This window comes from Vibrio aestuarianus, assembly GCF_028858425.1.
Taxonomy (GTDB): domain Bacteria; phylum Pseudomonadota; class Gammaproteobacteria; order Enterobacterales; family Vibrionaceae; genus Vibrio; species Vibrio aestuarianus.
The window spans coordinates 2,471,124-2,487,900 of sequence record NZ_JAKNYQ010000001.1 but is presented as its reverse complement, the minus strand read 5'-3'; the positions used below and the strand labels follow the sequence as shown (position 1 = coordinate 2,487,900).

Annotated in this window: 17 protein-coding genes; 2 read left to right on the top strand and 15 right to left on the bottom strand. The window is 40.4% G+C overall.

Annotated elements, in window-relative coordinates; translation table 11 throughout:
• Positions 1 to 40: 40 nt before the first annotated feature.
• From MCT08_RS11365 to MCT08_RS11325, 9 genes are all read right to left on the bottom strand, one after another.
• A complete protein-coding gene (locus tag MCT08_RS11365; protein ID WP_274678435.1) occupies positions 41 to 1,360 on the bottom strand; it encodes an O-antigen ligase family protein in 1,320 nt (439 codons plus the stop codon).
• A gap of 75 nt (positions 1,361 to 1,435) precedes the next feature.
• Positions 1,436 to 2,050, bottom strand: a complete 615-nt coding sequence (locus MCT08_RS11360; RefSeq protein ID WP_274678434.1) for a hypothetical protein — start codon at positions 2,048 to 2,050, stop codon at positions 1,436 to 1,438.
• Positions 2,051 to 2,163: 113 nt separating this feature from the next.
• Complete coding sequence (locus MCT08_RS11355; protein ID WP_274678433.1) at positions 2,164 to 2,616, bottom strand: VanZ family protein; 453 nt, start codon at positions 2,614 to 2,616, stop codon at positions 2,164 to 2,166.
• Positions 2,613 to 3,320 carry a VpsP family polysaccharide biosynthesis protein gene (locus tag MCT08_RS11350; RefSeq protein ID WP_274678432.1) on the bottom strand — a complete coding sequence of 236 codons (708 nt, stop codon included), beginning with the start codon at positions 3,318 to 3,320 and terminating at the stop codon, positions 2,613 to 2,615. Before MCT08_RS11350 ends, MCT08_RS11355 begins: the two co-directional genes overlap by 4 nt.
• Entirely contained in the window at positions 3,320 to 5,521 is a 2,202-nt protein-coding gene (vpsO, locus tag MCT08_RS11345) for an exopolysaccharide regulatory tyrosine autokinase VpsO (RefSeq protein ID WP_274672323.1), read from the bottom strand. Before vpsO ends, MCT08_RS11350 begins: the two co-directional genes overlap by 1 nt.
• A gap of 13 nt (positions 5,522 to 5,534) precedes the next feature.
• The gene (gene vpsN, locus MCT08_RS11340) at positions 5,535 to 6,053 is read right to left on the bottom strand and encodes an exopolysaccharide export protein VpsN (RefSeq protein ID WP_053310286.1); all 519 of its coding nucleotides are present in this window, start codon (positions 6,051 to 6,053) and stop codon (positions 5,535 to 5,537) included.
• 6 nt (positions 6,054 to 6,059) lie between these two features.
• Complete coding sequence (locus MCT08_RS11335) at positions 6,060 to 7,247, bottom strand: outer membrane beta-barrel protein (protein ID WP_425609332.1); 1,188 nt, start codon at positions 7,245 to 7,247, stop codon at positions 6,060 to 6,062.
• 22 nt (positions 7,248 to 7,269) lie between these two features.
• Positions 7,270 to 8,664: an exopolysaccharide biosynthesis glycosyltransferase VpsL gene (vpsL, locus tag MCT08_RS11330; protein ID WP_172532742.1), complete on the bottom strand. Its 1,395-nt coding sequence runs from the start codon at positions 8,662 to 8,664 to the stop codon at positions 7,270 to 7,272.
• A gap of 413 nt (positions 8,665 to 9,077) precedes the next feature.
• Positions 9,078 to 9,677, bottom strand: coding sequence for a YitT family protein (locus MCT08_RS11325; protein ID WP_053310456.1), 600 nt, complete (start codon positions 9,675 to 9,677; stop codon positions 9,078 to 9,080).
• Between the two features lie 345 nt (positions 9,678 to 10,022).
• On the opposite strand from MCT08_RS11325, the gene glyA reads away from it, so the two are divergent.
• Together glyA and tnpA are read left to right on the top strand one after the other, a co-directional pair.
• A complete protein-coding gene (gene glyA, locus MCT08_RS11320; protein ID WP_274678431.1) occupies positions 10,023 to 11,273 on the top strand; it encodes a serine hydroxymethyltransferase in 1,251 nt (416 codons plus the stop codon).
• A 170-nt stretch (positions 11,274 to 11,443) separates the two neighbouring features.
• Positions 11,444 to 11,881 (top strand): IS200/IS605 family transposase, encoded by a 438-nt coding sequence (tnpA, locus tag MCT08_RS11315; protein ID WP_168521467.1) that lies wholly within the window; start codon positions 11,444 to 11,446, stop codon positions 11,879 to 11,881.
• Positions 11,882 to 12,010: 129 nt separating this feature from the next.
• On the opposite strand, the gene MCT08_RS11310 is transcribed toward tnpA, so the two are convergent.
• From MCT08_RS11310 to MCT08_RS11285, 6 genes are all read right to left on the bottom strand, one after another.
• Positions 12,011 to 12,337 carry a hypothetical protein gene (locus MCT08_RS11310; protein WP_053310282.1) on the bottom strand — a complete coding sequence of 109 codons (327 nt, stop codon included), beginning with the start codon at positions 12,335 to 12,337 and terminating at the stop codon, positions 12,011 to 12,013.
• Positions 12,338 to 12,488: 151 nt separating this feature from the next.
• Entirely contained in the window at positions 12,489 to 13,457 is a 969-nt protein-coding gene (gene lipA / locus MCT08_RS11305; RefSeq protein WP_053310281.1) for a lipoyl synthase, read from the bottom strand.
• Positions 13,458 to 13,462: 5 nt separating this feature from the next.
• Positions 13,463 to 14,116 (bottom strand): lipoyl(octanoyl) transferase LipB, encoded by a 654-nt coding sequence (lipB, locus tag MCT08_RS11300; protein ID WP_053310280.1) that lies wholly within the window; start codon positions 14,114 to 14,116, stop codon positions 13,463 to 13,465.
• A 211-nt stretch (positions 14,117 to 14,327) separates the two neighbouring features.
• Positions 14,328 to 14,606 carry a DUF493 family protein YbeD gene (gene ybeD, locus MCT08_RS11295; RefSeq protein WP_053310279.1) on the bottom strand — a complete coding sequence of 93 codons (279 nt, stop codon included), beginning with the start codon at positions 14,604 to 14,606 and terminating at the stop codon, positions 14,328 to 14,330.
• A gap of 116 nt (positions 14,607 to 14,722) precedes the next feature.
• On the bottom strand, positions 14,723 to 15,901 hold the full coding sequence (locus tag MCT08_RS11290) for a serine hydrolase (protein WP_053310278.1): 1,179 nt from the start codon (positions 15,899 to 15,901) through the stop codon (positions 14,723 to 14,725).
• Between the two features lie 92 nt (positions 15,902 to 15,993).
• Complete coding sequence (locus MCT08_RS11285; protein ID WP_168522950.1) at positions 15,994 to 16,776, bottom strand: septal ring lytic transglycosylase RlpA family protein; 783 nt, start codon at positions 16,774 to 16,776, stop codon at positions 15,994 to 15,996.
• Position 16,777: the final 1 nt, after the last annotated feature.

Genomic DNA, 16,777 nt, shown 5'->3' with positions numbered 1-16,777 from the left:
TTTCTTTTTATCGATGTTATTTTCTGAGCACGCCCTAGTATTACGTTTTATGTTCTTTACGATCTACCCTATTTGGAATTGAGTTCGCCCAATGGCCCATCAGTAAGCAAAGTAGAAAATATAAAGTGTTAGCTGGTGCTTGAAGTGGAAAATCAACACTCATATGAATCGTCATACCAATAATAGCCATCAACGATGACAAGCCAATCCCACGCATCAATTTACTGCGACGATTCTTAAATGCGTGGAAGGCTTGTTTGCCAGAGACTAAAATCATCAACAATAAGATGGTTGAGGCAACAAAACCATATTCAAATACAAATTGGATATAATCATTATGGGCATGATCATAAAACAGCTTTACATCACCTTGGTTATAGGCAGGAAACGTTGAATAAAATGTGCCTGCCCCATATCCCGTCAGTGGACGTTCTTGGATAGCAACGAGTGAATATCTGATAACATCATCTCGTGACTCACTTTCTAAGCTAGTTTCAACGAGGCGTTGCTTCACTTTTTCTAAACCAAACCAATTGCTTACAATAAAAGTATCAATAAGAAATAAGCTGATTATTAATACATATACACTTCTAGGTTTTGGTTTGTAGAAGAATAAAAGCAAAATGGATCCCAATGTCAATGCTATAAAAAAGGCAATATTGCCCATTCTTGAACGCGTTAGTACTAATGCAATAACCATAATAACAAGGCCTAAACGAACGAAAGCTTTATCCGAAAGTAATACGGCAAAAAACTGTTTTATCATGTTTCGTAATCCCGTTTTGTTTGAATCACTTAACTGGGCAATGAGAAGGCCAAAGCCAATACAAAGATTGAGCATAAGAAAGTTGGCTAAGTGGTTGTGATAAACAAAGCTCCCTGAAGCTCGAGTGCCCAAAGGTAGATTGAATATGGGCGAATGCTCTAGGTGGAGTAAAAGTACTACACCAGCATAAAAGCCTTGGCATATACCACTGGCCACCATGACGGTAGCTAGTAATTTCAGCTTGTTACGCGTATCGATTAATACAGATGCAACTAAGCATAACTGTAGATAGTGAAGAGACTTTAGTGCGGAGACAAAAACCAAGCCGGAATCTTGAGTCAGATTGAGTGACTGTATGCTTTGAATTAAAGACCAGAGCGTTATTGCCATGATCGGCATAATCACCCATTTGGTTCTTTTGAGCGACGTTTTCCAATGTTCAGGTGAATAAATACAGAGGCATAAGATAAGTAACAAAGCGCCCCATACTTCATTGAATGACCACGCGATAGGGCGATTACTGCCTAGAGGTATAGGAAGCCAAAAGACAAAAATTAAAAATAAAGGGAATGTTATCTTTTCAATTAGGCGCATGTTATTGATATCGAATAGAGAAGGGCAGGAATAGTTATATTCCTGCCCTTGGATAAAAAAGAGATGACGAAAGTTTTAATTAAGTGATGCAGTACCGCCACCGCTACCACTGCCAGTACCTAAGGTTGTGGTGTTTCCTGGTGTTGTCGTTACTGGAGGTGGAGTACCCGGTAGGGTTGATGGGGTACCTGCTGCTGTCGGTTCGGTAATGGTTGCCGGATCGGCTCCGCCAGATAAGGCTGCAATAATGACATCCGTTGATTGCATCGTTTCTGTTCCGATAACGGCATCAACAATCGCTTGAGCTGACTCTGGCGATTGACTTACTGCAAGTTGGACAACCTCTGAACGTAGGTTTGCTGGAGCGTTTTTTACTAGAATTGCAGTGAGCTCAGCAACTTGATCGCTTGGAATATTGGCAAAAACAGCATTGAAAATATCTAAGGATAGCTCTGGGTGTAAAGTAGAGGCGACATCTGCCATCTCTAAAATCATATTGGGACATAACTTCATTAAAGCTTGTAACGAAGTAACTGCACTGTCTGCTTGAGCTAAGCTAGCTTTAATTGTGTCCATTGCGATTTCATGATTTTTATATAACGAACAGCTCGCTTCTGTTGCTGCATATACATTTGAGCTACCCACTAAGGCTGCAAAAGTAGTCCATAATATCCATAGTTTTTTTTTCATTTTAGATTCCTGAAGAGCCTACAATTATCGTCGTGAAATTATAAGTTAAGTCGGTAACTAGGTGATATCACTCTAGCGATAAATAACTGAATTATTCTCATTTTTAAGGCATATTAATGACTGGTATGGCACGAATTGGTGAATGATTTTCTCTTGGTTTTCATTGATTGATATTTATCTGTTAAGTAGACCATAACTGCAGCAATAAATATACCGAGTAAACTTGAGCCTAGATCGAATAATGAAAAGGTTCTAGTGTCGGAAAATATCTGCAAACTTTCATCAATCATGCAGCATACAGAGACGATCGAAATAGCCAAGTAAATACTGTTTTTTATTTCCAGCGAGGCCGAAATTACTCTTATCAAAATAAGGGTTAGCAACAGTGCAAAGGTAAAATGTAGATAGATGTCTCCGCCAATAAAATTTTCCAACAGCAGTGGGATTTCTACATGGTAATGAAACGTTTTTAACAGTGATAACGCAACTGTGCAAAGCGAAAGGATAGTAAACATTGCAAAGGTAACAGGGCGCTGAATAATGTAATGTTTTAAGCTGAGATTCACTTTAACACCTTTTTACAGAGATTGACTTTGCCATCATACCCTCTTGGGTTGTAGATAATAGCGGCACAAGCAAATTTCAATAGTCCGCTTGATTGTAGATAACGGTACATCTCTCCTTGGCTTTTGGGATGGGTTAGTGCCCTTGCAATATGTTCAATGATTATGGATCTTCGTTGAGGCGTGAATTGCTGCCAGTTTTCGAGTCCCACTTGTGCAATCTTGCTATTGACGGTTGGGATAAATGGTCCATATTGATTAGCATTGTCAAAATACAAGTTAATATTTTCCCCTTGCAATTGCGTTTCTACAGACAACAAGTCGGCCCAGGTATCAGGCCAGTTTTGTCTTAGCGATGCACTTTTCAAGTAGGCTTTTTTCGCTTGTTGCAGAATGCCTATTTGGTCTTCTGTTGTGCTCAAATAGGCTTCCCATTCTAATGTTTTACCTAACAAATTGTAATAATGAGGGTGACTCGAATGGTAGTCGATAGCCTCTAATATAGTTTGTTTGGTTTCATTAATCACATTAGGTGTGACATCTTGAGGGTGTTTTACCCAACGTTCGATATTTTTTTCTGTCACAACAGCGTAGATAGAAGCTGAACCGAAACAGAAGGCCAGATATAGAGTAACTAATGCACAAAGCCCAACACTCCATTGAAGTATTGGGGCTGTGATTATATTTTTATTTACGAAGGCTACCATTATGGTTTTTCAGCACCGTAATACGAGTGGTACTGCTGATATCCGCTATAATGAGATGCTTTTTTGATGTTTAATTTATTTAAGACCACGCCATCAATTCTCGCGCCTTGCTGAGTCAGTCGTCCAACCACATCACGAACTATTTTCGTGCGAGTCTGTGCTGCATTGATAACCAGGATCGTTGAATCAACATATTGAGATAGCATGAATGCATCACTTACAGCAAGACATGGGGGAGTATCGATAACTATTCGAGTGTAGCTTGTCTTTAATTCTTCCAGCAAGGATACAAATCGCGATGATGAGAGTAATTCCAACGGATTGTCCGTCAGTACCCCTGCGGTCAGGATGTCTAATCCTGATTCTTCATCAGTATGAATACAGTCATCCAAGGTATGAGTACCTGTCAGCAGGTTGGTTATTCCTGGCTGGGAACCTGAAACTCCGAAGCGATGGGCTACCGATGGCTTGCGTAAGTCACAATCAATAAGCAGTGTTTTTTCCATTTGTGATAATGAAAAAGCAAGGTTAATGCTTGAGGTTGTCTTCCCTTCTTCAGGCAGCGATGACGTGACCATTACGACATGGTGATCTTTGTTGGTGTTAGCCAGTAAATAACCAGTTCGAATGGTCCTAATCGCTTCCGTTAACTCTCTGTGGTTACTATCAAAGTAGGCCCTTGGCTTTAATTGGCCGCGAGTCTTTATCGCTGGAACAATACCCAATAAACTGAGCGATAATAGTTTCTCAACCTGTTTAATATCGACAAATGTATCGTTAACCGCATCAGCAATGAAGGCCACCACGCAAGCAAAACCAAAAGAAGCAATGAAAGCCAAGATTACGATTAACTTTCTATTCGGCTTGCTAGGAGCAAGTGGTGGATTAGCAAAGTCAGTAAATCGGGCAATCGTTGCATTAAAATCGCTTGATGCACTGGTCTCTTTTTGGCGACTTAAGAATAAGTCAAATAGCTCGCGGTTGGTTTGAACCTCACGTTTTAATTCTGAATATTTGGCATTTTTTACGGTTAGAGTTTGAAAATCTAATTTTCTTTTCTCCAATTCCTTATGTAAAGAACGCTCAGCTTGCTTGGCTGCTTGCAATTCGTTGCTAATACCATTCAACAGCTGTTTAAGTTCTGAATTTAAGTTACGTTTGACCGAGTTTAGTTCGGCTTGAGCCGATTTTAATTTCGGGTGTTTTGGGCCGTAACGTTTTGACAGTTCAGACACTTTTCTTTCTGCTTGTACTTCAGCCAGTTTTACATCTCTGATCGTTGGGTGATTCGAGATTTCAGGAATCGAGGCGAGAGATGATAAATCATCCTTGCGGCTATAAGTTTGTGCGACGAGGTAAAGTGTTTCTGCGGCCACGCGGCGATCGCGAGTTTTATTCAGTTGAGAGGTTAGTTCTTCAAGCTCTTGCGAAGCTAACCCCTCAACGCCTTGAATATCAACTAATCCTTCTGCTTTAAGAAAGTCTTGCAACTGAGCTTCAGACACTCTGAGTTTTTCACGCAGTTCACCCATACGACTGTTCAGCCAACTATTTGCTTTTAATTCAACTTCAAGTTTAGCTTCAATGTGACTATCCATAAAAACTCGGCCAATTTCGTTAGCAATTTGAGCTGATAATTTAGGGTCTTTACTGGTATAAAAGATAGTAACAAGCTGAGTTTTTCGTATAGGGCTAATTTCGAGCCCTCGTTTAAATTTAGCTAAAACTAAGCGGCTGTTACGATAGTTTTGCTCTTCTTCTGAAGCTTCTACTGGCTCTTTTTTAAAAGCTTTAAGAGCCGGAAACCATTCAAAAATACTCGCCAAACTAAGGGTTGGTTTTTTTTGTGCGGAAGGATCAAATTCCGGATGCTGGGAAAGATTTAGTCGGTTGATAACTTCTTCTGCAATTCGGTCAGATTTTAGAATTTCAATTTGAGTTAAGTAATACTCTTGGCTCTTGGTATCTAAGCCATAGACATCTTCTATTGATACGGCTTTCGCCTGCTTAGATTCAATGAGCAATGACGCTCTAGCTGTATACTGTGAAGGGATCGACAATACTATGAGTACTGCGATCGCGGTCACCATGATAGAGAAAAGCAAAATACGCCATTTATAGTTGAGCAGAATATTAAAGTACTGACGAATATCAATGACCTCATCTGAGTTCAATTGACGATTATTTATAGAGTTTTCCATACAACTACATTACCTAAAAAAAGCTTTCTTCAATGGTGAGAATGTCACCTGGCTGAATTTTATGAAGCAAAGTTACCTTGACCGGCTTGGCACTAGGGTCATCACTTGACGATACATATATATTGGTCTTTGAGGCTCGCTCGGTAAAACCGCCAGCAATTGTAATGGCTTTATTCACGGTGAGACCAGGGTGGTATGGATAGCTCCCGGACTTATCAACTTCACCATTGATAAAATAGGGGCGATACTCGATCACACTGACAAATACATTCGGGTTAACGAGATAATCTTCAAGTAAACCATCGTGTATAGCGGTTTTCACCTCTTCAATGGTTTTTCCTTTTAGCTTAATTCTGCCCAAAAAAGGATAGTCGATGTTACCACTGTCACTGACACGGGTTTCCATAGACAGCTCTGGCTCGTCATAAACCTGGATCTTAATCTGGTCGCCGACACCGAGTTTGTATAGGTTCTCATTGGCCAATGTTGACAAAGAGAAACAGCTTAAAATAATGGCTAAGAAGTACTTCATTATAAGTTACATCACACCTTCAATAGCAAAGTAGTAAATATTTTGATCATAGCTAAATTGGTTGATGTTTGAATCTTTTGATTCAAGACCATAACCAAGCTTGAACGTTAACCAACGACGAAAATCATAATTAAAGGATAACGTTACATTGGTTGTATCATCTTTACGTGATGAGCCTGTGTAATCTTCGCTGAGTAATGAGACGTCAGCTTTAGTTGAGATGATCTTACTCCAATTGTGTGACCAATTAATATCGTAGATTTTTGTATCAATAGCATCACCCACACCGTCAGGGTCTGTTGAACGACGGTTTGTTTTAAGTTGTACAGCAGAATAAGATTTAATGAGATAAGTCAGATCGATATCCCATGAAAATGAATCAAAATCCTCTCTTTCTGCTGAATCAAAGTTTTTATGTTGTGCACCAATTTTCGCATTGCCTCGCAATTTACCCGTTGCATCCCAGGATGTACCGACATAAGCAAAGTAATGTTTGCTGTCTCTTTGGGTCGAATTAGGAGCAACAAGATCATAGTTTCTGTCGTTGGCAATAAATTGGATCAATAGCGATGTTTTAGGTAAGGCTTTGTAGTAAAAGGCGGTGTTGAAACGAAGTTCATCCCAGTCTTGATACTGTGTTCTATTCTTATTATTTTTGTAATCTAAATTATCCCAACCAATATTGGTTTCCACTCTACCTTTTGCTTCTATACCACCATAACCGTAACCAAGGTTAAGGTTATTGCTGTTGTATTTGTTGTACAGCAGATCCAGGGTTTCATCGTTATCACCGCGGCTTTCATGAGTTAATGCTAATGAATAATTTAGGTTTAATCGGTGCTTAGAATTAAGCTCCCAATCGCTAGATAAATCAAAAAAGTGATCGGTGAAATCATCTTTACTTGAACTGAAAAAATCACCTCTTTGAAGCCTATAAGCGATGATATGCTTTTGTCCAACAGGTTCAAAAGCAACGGTCACACCAGGTTCCAATACTAAATAATGAGAACTTTCGAGGTCATTATCAGCTTTTGCTAGGTTGTCGTTATAGCCCGTTGATGCGTTCAAAAAAGGTATAATTGCAATCCCAGAATCTGTAACGATAGGATTGGGTTCTGGTTTTGCGTAAGCCATGGTAGCTGTTAAAAATGTCAGGCTAAAGAAAGCAGCCTTTTTAAAATTATAATTTTTCATGTGAATGCACTGAGTCCATTTTTTAGTAAGCGTTTTTGCCGACAAATCCTTTAAATACGGTTAGGAATACAATTTTGATATCCAACCATAAAGACCAACGGTGTATATAGTCCAAATCGAATTGAACCCGTTTTTCCATTTTATCCACAGTATCTGTCTCTCCACGCCAGCCGTTGATCTGAGCCCATCCGGTAATCCCAGGTTTGACTTTGTGTCGCAACATGTATCGATTGACTATGGTTCGATATTCTTCGTTGTGCGCAACTGCATGCGGACGAGGACCAACTATCGACATTCTTCCTTGAAGAACATTAATGAATTGTGGAAGTTCATCTAGCGAGGTTTTACGAATAAAAGCACCAAACGGTGTTACTCGGGGATCATTCTTGGTGGCTTGCGTGACTTTATTGCCATTATCCATCGCTCGCATGCTTCTAAACTTCCATACTTTTATGGGTTTACCATCGAGCCCATAACGCAGTTGTTTAAAGATAATGGGACCAGGTGAGCTGAGTTTAACTCCAATGGCAACGGCAATAAGAACAGGGCTTATTAACGTCAAAATAATACTGCTGAGCACCAGATCTTCAAACCGTTTTAGCCAGGTAACCAAACCATTAAAAGGCGTATCGAAAATACTAAAAGCATTAACTTCGCCGATGGTGTACCAGCGAGAATGAAGTAAATTAAAGGTAAAGAAGTCTGGGACGATATAGGTATTAACAGTGCTATCTGAAAACGCTTCTAAAATGGTGCTGATTCTCTGCTGAGCTTGCATTGGCAAAGCAATATATACATTTTTTACTTTGCCATCTTTCGCCAATGCTAATGCATCATTAACTTTGCCTAAAACAGGAATATCTCCATCTAAACGGGCTGTTTCTCTATCATCATAAAATCCGGTCATCTTTATCCCTAATTCAGGATTCTTAATTAGATTTTTTGATAACTCCAAACCTTGGGGTGTCATGCCTATGATGACGGCTTTGGTGGTATGGAACCCTTGTTTGTGTAAATAGTAAATGACGGCGAATGCTAACGAACGCCACACAATCAGCAATATGAATGATCCGACAAACCAAAATCCTAAAATTAAACGAGAAAATTCATTACCAGTTTTAGTGAAGTAGCCAACTAATGTCAGACAACCAACAGTAGCCGCCCAACAAAAAGAGGTGTGTAAAGCTAAATCTCGAAGTTTAGCTGTGCGCCATCCACTATAAATACCTAAGCTTTCAGCAATAAAGGAATAAAAAAGTACTCCTAAAAGACTCACTGAGACGTATGACATAGTGACAATATGTGAGTGAAACTTTAGCGTAATATACATGGTGATCAGTATTACTAGGCAATCTATCAAACGATAGAAAAATTTACCTTGATAGTTAGTAATACGGATCCTTCCTTTTTCACCCATAACAGGAGCTCCTACAAGCAACTTAATTAAAGCCAGAAATAATAATTATGTTAAGTGGAGCATTCTCATATTAAGCGTGTATGACTTCAACCTGTCCTAGTGCTTCAAAAATAAGACACTATGCATATTATTTGGTTTTTCGTTCTGTAAAAGGTGAGGTGATGATTTAAATAACAAAAAACTAGTACTTAAGTTTATTTTTTATTGATTTTGTTATTATTAATAATGATGAAGGAGGATTGCTTTATATCTAGTTTGAAGTTTATGTAATATTAGTGCTTTCTAATTTCGTGTTACTTAATAAAGCGTGATTTTTAATCAACTTGAAGTTTTATAAAGAAAAGGAGTACGTTATTTGCTGAATGTAATTACCTTCAAAGAAGGAAAAGGCTTCAAACCTTTTCCTAGATCAATTACCCATAAGTAACGCTATAACGTGTTGGTTTATGGTTCATCGCTAACACTAGGTTTAGTGCAACCGCTCCCAGTACAGAGATAGCAATAGTAGTCGGTGAGACGAAAAAGAAAGAGGCAAACAAGATAGCGCAGTCAATAGTCAACTGGCTCTTACCAACTGAGATACCGAATTTATCTTGGATAAATAAGCAAAGAACATTGAAGCCGCCAAGGCTCGAACGGTGGCGAAATAAAATAAGCATGCCTAATCCCATTAATAGTCCGCCCGCTATTGCGCAATAGATGTCATTGACACTATCAAGAGAAATAACCAGATACAGATGGTCGGCAAAAATAGAAACTAACGCACCGGAAACCGCGCTATTTATTGCAAAGCGTTTGCCAAAGCGTTGCCATGCGAGAAGATAAAACGGACTGTTGGCAATGAAATACAAGATTCCAAAAGAAGCTGGGACAAACTGGCTTAATAACAGTGCTAAGCCAGTAGTGCCGCCTGTCAGTAAATGAGCCGACTGCAAAAAGAAGATACCTTGTGCGACTAGAAATGTACCCGTTAAAATGGCAATCCAATCTTCTTTGCGTGTGTGTTTTTCCATCAAAAATAAATTTAAATAGTCCAAAGTGGCATGCATAGTAAAGAAAAGTCGATCTTTTCGGTAGCTAGAGAGCAAAAATTGAGGTAAACCTATGTAATTGCCGTTTTACAGGGTGTAAAGCCAAAAGTTGACGTTTGCTGGTTATCATGAAAAATCGAGCACGTAACATGAGAAACCTCGTTAGTCATTATGAGAAAACTGCATAATAATTTCTGCAATTTGTTCTTTATGACCCAGATCAAATTATGTAGAATGTGCGCCATATTACGGTGACGAAAACGTTTGCTTTTGGTCGTTGTGTGGTTTTTTTGAAACATTCAGTCAAATCTGAGTCAGGAGATACAGATGCTTAAGCGTGATATGAACATCGCAGATTACGATGCGGACTTGTTCGCAGCTATTCAAGAAGAAACTCTTCGTCAGGAAGAACACATCGAACTTATCGCTTCAGAAAACTACACAAGCCCACGTGTAATGGAAGCTCAAGGTTCTCAGCTAACCAATAAATATGCAGAAGGTTATCCTGGCAAGCGTTACTACGGTGGTTGCGAGTTCGTTGATAAAGTGGAAACGTTAGCGATCGAACGTGCATGTGAATTGTTCGGCGCTGAATACGCAAACGTACAGCCTCACTCTGGTTCTCAAGCGAATAACGCGGTTTACATGGCACTGCTTAATGCTGGTGATACCGTTTTAGGTATGAGCTTGGCTCACGGTGGTCACTTAACACACGGTTCTCCGGTAAACTTCTCTGGTAAGCTTTACAACATTATTCCTTACGGTATCGATGAGAATGGCCAGATCGATTATGAAGAAATGGAAGCATTAGCGGTTGAGCATAAGCCAAAAATGATCATCGGTGGTTTTTCTGCTTACTCACAAATTTGTGATTGGAAACGCATGCGCGAAATCGCGGATAAAGTTGATGCTTACCTTTTTGTTGATATGGCGCACGTTGCAGGCCTAATTGCAGCGGGTGTTTATCCTAACCCAGTACCATATGCACATGTCGTAACGACAACCACGCATAAAACGCTTGCGGGTCCTCGCGGTGGTTTAATTCTTTCAAATGCGGGTGAAGATCTGTACAAGAAATTAAATTCAGCAGTATTTCCAGGTGGTCAAGGTGGCCCATTGATGCACGTTATCGCTGGTAAAGCGGTTGCATTCAAAGAAGCGTTGGAACCTGAATTTAAAGAGTACCAAACACGTGTTGTGGCTAACGCAAAAGCGATGGTAGCGGAGTTTCTTGCTCGTGGTTACAACATTGTATCAGGTTCAACGGAAAACCATCTTTTCCTTGTTGATTTGATTGATAAAGATATCACAGGTAAAGATGCAGATGCTGCGTTAGGTGCTGCCAACATTACAGTCAACAAAAACTCAGTGCCAAATGATCCTCGTAGCCCATTCGTAACATCGGGTATCCGTGTTGGTTCTCCTTCAATTACTCGTCGTGGTTTCACCGAAGCGGATGCAAAAGCGTTAGCTGGTTGGATGTGTGACATCCTTGATAACATGGGCGATGAGTCTGTTATTGAAGCGACTAAAGCGAAAGTACTTGAGATTTGTAAGCGTCTGCCTGTTTACGCGTAAATTTGTTTAGTGCTAAAAGCAAAAGCTCCCAAATGATGGGAGCTTTTTTATTGTCATCCCTAAACCACCGCCTTGGGCGGTGGTGATTGAACCTTGGGGCTATTGCCCGAATGAGTGCCCATGCTAGAAGTAAACCTCTTATTCACCATAAGTAAGAGGAAACTAAAAACATGGGCGATTATAGAAGTTCATCACATGTATATTGGCGTTGCAAATACCACATAGTTTGGACACCGAAATACAGATTTAAGATCTTGAAAGGGAATGTAGGTAAAGAGCTTTATCGCTCAATCTATATTTTGTGCAATATGAAAGATTGTGAAGTCTTGGAATTAAATGTTCAGCCGGATCACATTCACTTGGTTGTGATAGTTCCACCAAAAGTTTCGATATCAACGTTGATGGGAGTATTGAAAGGGCGTTCAGCAATCCGCTTGTTTAACAAGTTCCCACATATAAGAAAGAAACTGTGGGGTAATCATTTTTGGGCAAGGGGATACTTTGTTGACACAGTTGGTGTGAATGAAGAAATCATCAGGCGTTACGTAAGGCACCAAGACAAGAAAGATCAAGAATATGAGGCGCAGTTAGAGTTGAAGATAAACTAGCAGCGCAGGGATGCCCCCTTATAGGGGGCTATAAACCAAAGCCGCCTTCTAAGAAGGCGGATTTTTACTTAAGGGATAAAAAGATCAACTGGCGTCGAGATCCCTTATCGTGATTATTCTTTTATATCGCTACTTAGCAATGCTCAATAGTGTTCCTGACTTACATTGAAATGAGTAATACTTAGTGCTTTCATTGAATTTGCCAAGACCTTCACCATCACAATATTCAATGTTGATATTACGCATGGTATCCAGTGTTTTTTCACTATTAAGCGCAAATTTAGAACCATCGGCACAAACGATACGTACGCGACCATCATCACTCACCGAATAGATACTAACTTCGGTATTACAAAGCTCAAAAGATGCTTCACGATAGTTATCCTGTTGTGTATTGGATGCACAACCGGCAGTTAATGCGGCAGCAATAAGCGCCAATGTACTGATCGTTTTCATTTGGATTATCCTTAGCTTTGTTATTGTACTTATATAATCCATAAGCCTATAGAACCTCAGCTCAATATTCAAGTTTCTGATATTTTCGTTAAGACAAACAAAAGCCGATATATAGGTATCGGCTATCGATTTTACTTATCAAACAGAAGATTTATTTTACTTCCAGTCCTTTCGCTTGCATGTCGGCGTGATAAGACGAGCGAACGAATGGGCCGCAAGCTGCATGAGTAAATCCAAGCTCTAATGCAATTTCTTTGAGTTCATCAAATTCTGATGGTGGAACATAACGTTCCACAGGTAAATGATGTCGACTTGGCGCTAAATATTGGCCAAGTGTAAGCATGGTGACACCATGCGCTCGCAAGTCTTTGAGTACTTCTACGATCTCTTCTTTAGTTTCGCCCAGCCCCATCATCAGTCCTGATTTCGTTGGAATGCTAGGGTGCTGCTCTTTGAATTTCTTTAGGAGTTCCAGTGACCATTTATAGTTCGCACCCGGACGAGCCTTACGATAAAGGCGAGGAGCTGTTTCTAAATTGTGGTTAAAAACATCGGGTGGGTTGTCTTTTAGTAAATCTAAAGCAACGTCCATGCGCCCACGAAAATCAGGGACGAGCGTCTCGATACGAATCTCGGGGTTTAATGCTCGGATTTCGCGATTACAGTCAGCGAAGTGTTGAGCACCTCCATCACGTAGATCATCACGGTCAACGGAAGTAATCACGACATACTTCAATTTCATGTCTTTAATGGTTTGCGCCAATTTTGCAGGCTCATCATTTTCAGGTGCATTTGGGCGACCATGGGCAACATCACAAAATGGGCAACGACGGGTACAAATTGCCCCTAAAATCATGAAGGTTGCTGTACCGTGGTTGAAGCATTCGGCAAGATTCGGACAAGAAGCCTCTTCACACACTGAGTGAAGGTTATTTTTGCGCATCGCTGACTTTATGTCTTGAATGCGTTGGCTATCCGAAGGCAGTTTTATTTTCATCCATTCCGGTTTGCGCAGTACTTCTTTTTGTTCGACAGCTGGCATGTTTTTAACAGGAATTAGTGCCATTTTATCAGCGTCACGGTATTTAACGCCTTTTTCCATTTGGATTGGTTTGCTCATGCTTTTTACCTATGAAGAGGTGCTTCTGTGCTGATTTCTACTTGCTCGTAACCAAGTAACGTAACGAGTTCTTTTATTATTTGTTTCTCTATCACTTCTAGATCGGAAGGTCCACCAAGCTCACTGACTTGTATCATTTCCATCCCTTGATAACCACAAGGATTAATGCGCAGAAATGGAGATAAGTCCATGTTGACATTCAGGGCCAAACCGTGAAATGAACAACCTTTACGTATCCTCAAGCCAAGAGAGCATATTTTTTTTCCATCGACGTAAACACCAGGGGCATCCGGTCGGGCGGCTGAGTTAATATTGTATGTTTGGAGTGTATTGATGACGATATTTTCAATGTTGGTGACGAGATCGCGCACACCTAACTTTTTTCTACGTAAATCGATAAGAAAATAAGCGACTAACTGACCAGGGCCATGGTAAGTCACTTGCCCCCCTCGGTCGCTTTGCACGACAGGTATGTCGCCTGTATTCAGTAGATGTTCAGCTTTACCTGCTTGCCCTTGAGTAAATACGGGGCAATGCTCGACAAGCCAGAGTTGATCTGGCGTGGTTTCATCCCTTGTGTCGGTAAACTCGTGCATCGCTTGCCACACCGGCTGATAATCTTGGCGACCGAGTCGTTTTACAACAAGCTGGTTAAACATCAACAACACTCATCATCACTATATAAATAAAGTTTTTGGATTATAAACTTCTTCCGGCCAATGGACTACCGATTGGGCTGATAAATTTATCCATGTTGTTGATGTGGCCCATTTAGCTCCATGATTTATATGAAAAAAGCAGCCTAGGCTGCTTTCAAAAAAAATTGAAAAAATCAAAAATATGAGAGGTTAATCCATTCTCATCAACAAATTATAGCACCATTCGTACGATATCTATTTCACCGAGTTCTTTGTATAGCACTTCAACTTGTTCAATTGAAGTGGCGGTGATATTGATCGAAACTGAATGATAATTTCCTTTCGCACTTGGTTTTATCACTGGGCTATAATCACCAGGAGCGTGGCGTTGAATGACTTCTAAAACCAATTCAGGAAGCTCTGGTTTAGCATGACCCATTACCTTGTAAGTAAAAGAGCAAGGGAACTCAAGTAGGTCTTTTAATTTCGCATCAGAATTTATGGTCAGCATAGTAGAGACTCCAGTTAGTCAATCGATTGGTGGCGAATAGTACTGTCAATCGATATTAATCTCAATAATAACAAAAGCCGCCATTATGGCGGCTTTCTCGTTGTTCATTATGAATCTTAGAATAAGCCTTTGAAAAGCAATACGATGTAATCCCATAGGCGGCTAAAAATTCCACCTTCTTTTACATCTTCCAATGCCATCAATGGGTATTGGGCAACGTCTTCACCATCAAGTTGATAGTATAGCTTACCGACAACATCGCCTTTATTTATTGGGGCTTTTAGTTCTTTTTCAAGAACAAAACTGGCGGTTAAATCTTTCGCTTGACCACGAGGTAGGGTCACATAGGTATCTTCGTCTACACCTAGTGCTACCGCGTCCTTGTCACCCATCCAGATTTTTTCTTCAACGAAGGTTTCGCCAGCTTTGTGAGGCGCAACGGTTTCGAAGAAACGGAATCCATAGCTCAGTAATTTTTTGCTTTCCGATTTACGTGCATTAGCATCTTTAGTGCCCATGACGACTGCCACTAAACGCATTTTACCTTCAGTCGCTGAACTTACGAGACTGTATCCAGCATTCGTTGTGTGTCCGGTTTTTATACCATCGACATTCATGCTTTTATCCCAAAGTAAGCCGTTACGGTTGTATTGGGTAATGCCGTTATAGGTATATTTTTGCTCGGAATAAATACGATATTCATCAGGCACATCACGAATCAGTGCTTGGCCTAATAATGCCATGTCGTATGGCGTAGAATACAGATTTGGGTTATCTAATCCGTGTACATTGGCAAAGTGAGTATCGTTCATTCCCAGTGAACTGGCCCAAGCATTCATTAGATCGACGAATGCATCTTCAGAGCCTGCGATGTGCTCAGCCATTGCAACACAAGCGTCGTTGCCTGATTGGATGATGATGCCGCGATTGAGATCTTCTACTTTGACCGTTGTGCCGACCTCAATAAACATTTTTGATGAGTCTGGGAAGTTTTTTGCCCATGCATTGCGGCTGATAACTACATCATCTTCTGGAGAAATGTTGCCACGACTGAGTTCTTGACCTATCACATAGCTGGTCATCATTTTGGTTAAGCTTGCTGGAGATAATTTAGTATTCATCTCTTTTTCAGCTAGAACTTTTCCTGAATGATAATCCATTAAAACGTAGCCCTTTGCTGCAATCTGTGGTGCATCAGGCACCACGATAGGACCTGCGAACACGGAGCTTGTGAAGGTAGCGGAAAGCGCAATTGAAGACGCTAGAATCGGTTTTAGAAACGTTATTTTTTTCATGATGAATGCAAATTTTCTTGTTAACTGTCCATATCTTAACAGAAACGACCTATCATGCCAGAGCCGGAATCAATATCACGGTGTTTGAAGGGTCACTGAGTAACGGGTTGCTTTTTGATGAATGCTGTCTCGTAACCTAGCAATTTAACTTTTTCAAGTGCTTGCTGCGTCAGAGAATAGTCATTAAATGGGCCTAAAAAAACACGGTGGCTATCATTTACGCTGTCGACAAAGCTTTCAACGGATAACTTTTGACTCAAATCTTGAGATAAAGTTCGAGTTCTATCTTCATATTTTGAAGAGGCAACCTGAATAATGTATTTAGGGTGACGATTTGTCGGTTTTGTGGTGTTTGGTTTTTCGACGGTAATGACTTTTATCTCTACATTGGCGGTACCCGTTTGTACTACTCCTAGTTTGTAGGCTGCGGCGTAACTTAAGTCGATGATTCGTCCTTCATGGAAAGGACCACGATCGTTGACACGAACAACGGTTGTTTTTTGGTTATCTAAATTGGTGACCTGAACATAACTGGGTAGTGGCAATGTTTTATGCGCAGCTGTCATCGAATACATATCGTAGATTTCACCATTAGAGGTCAGGTGACCATGGAACTTCTTGCCGTACCAAGATGCTTGCCCCTTTTCAGTGAAACCGTTGCTGTCTTTGATTATGGTGTAATTCACCCCGCGCAGTGTGTAGTTTTTATTGCCACCTAAACTGTACGGTTCGTATTGAGGCTGCGCATCTTCAATGTGATCGACAGAAATAGGGGCTTTAGGCGCTATATCATCTTTGATTGAATAGCGGTCAGAAGAGCTGCAACCTGCGAGAAAAACGCTGGTCGTAATAAAAATAAATAGCGTATTTCTCATG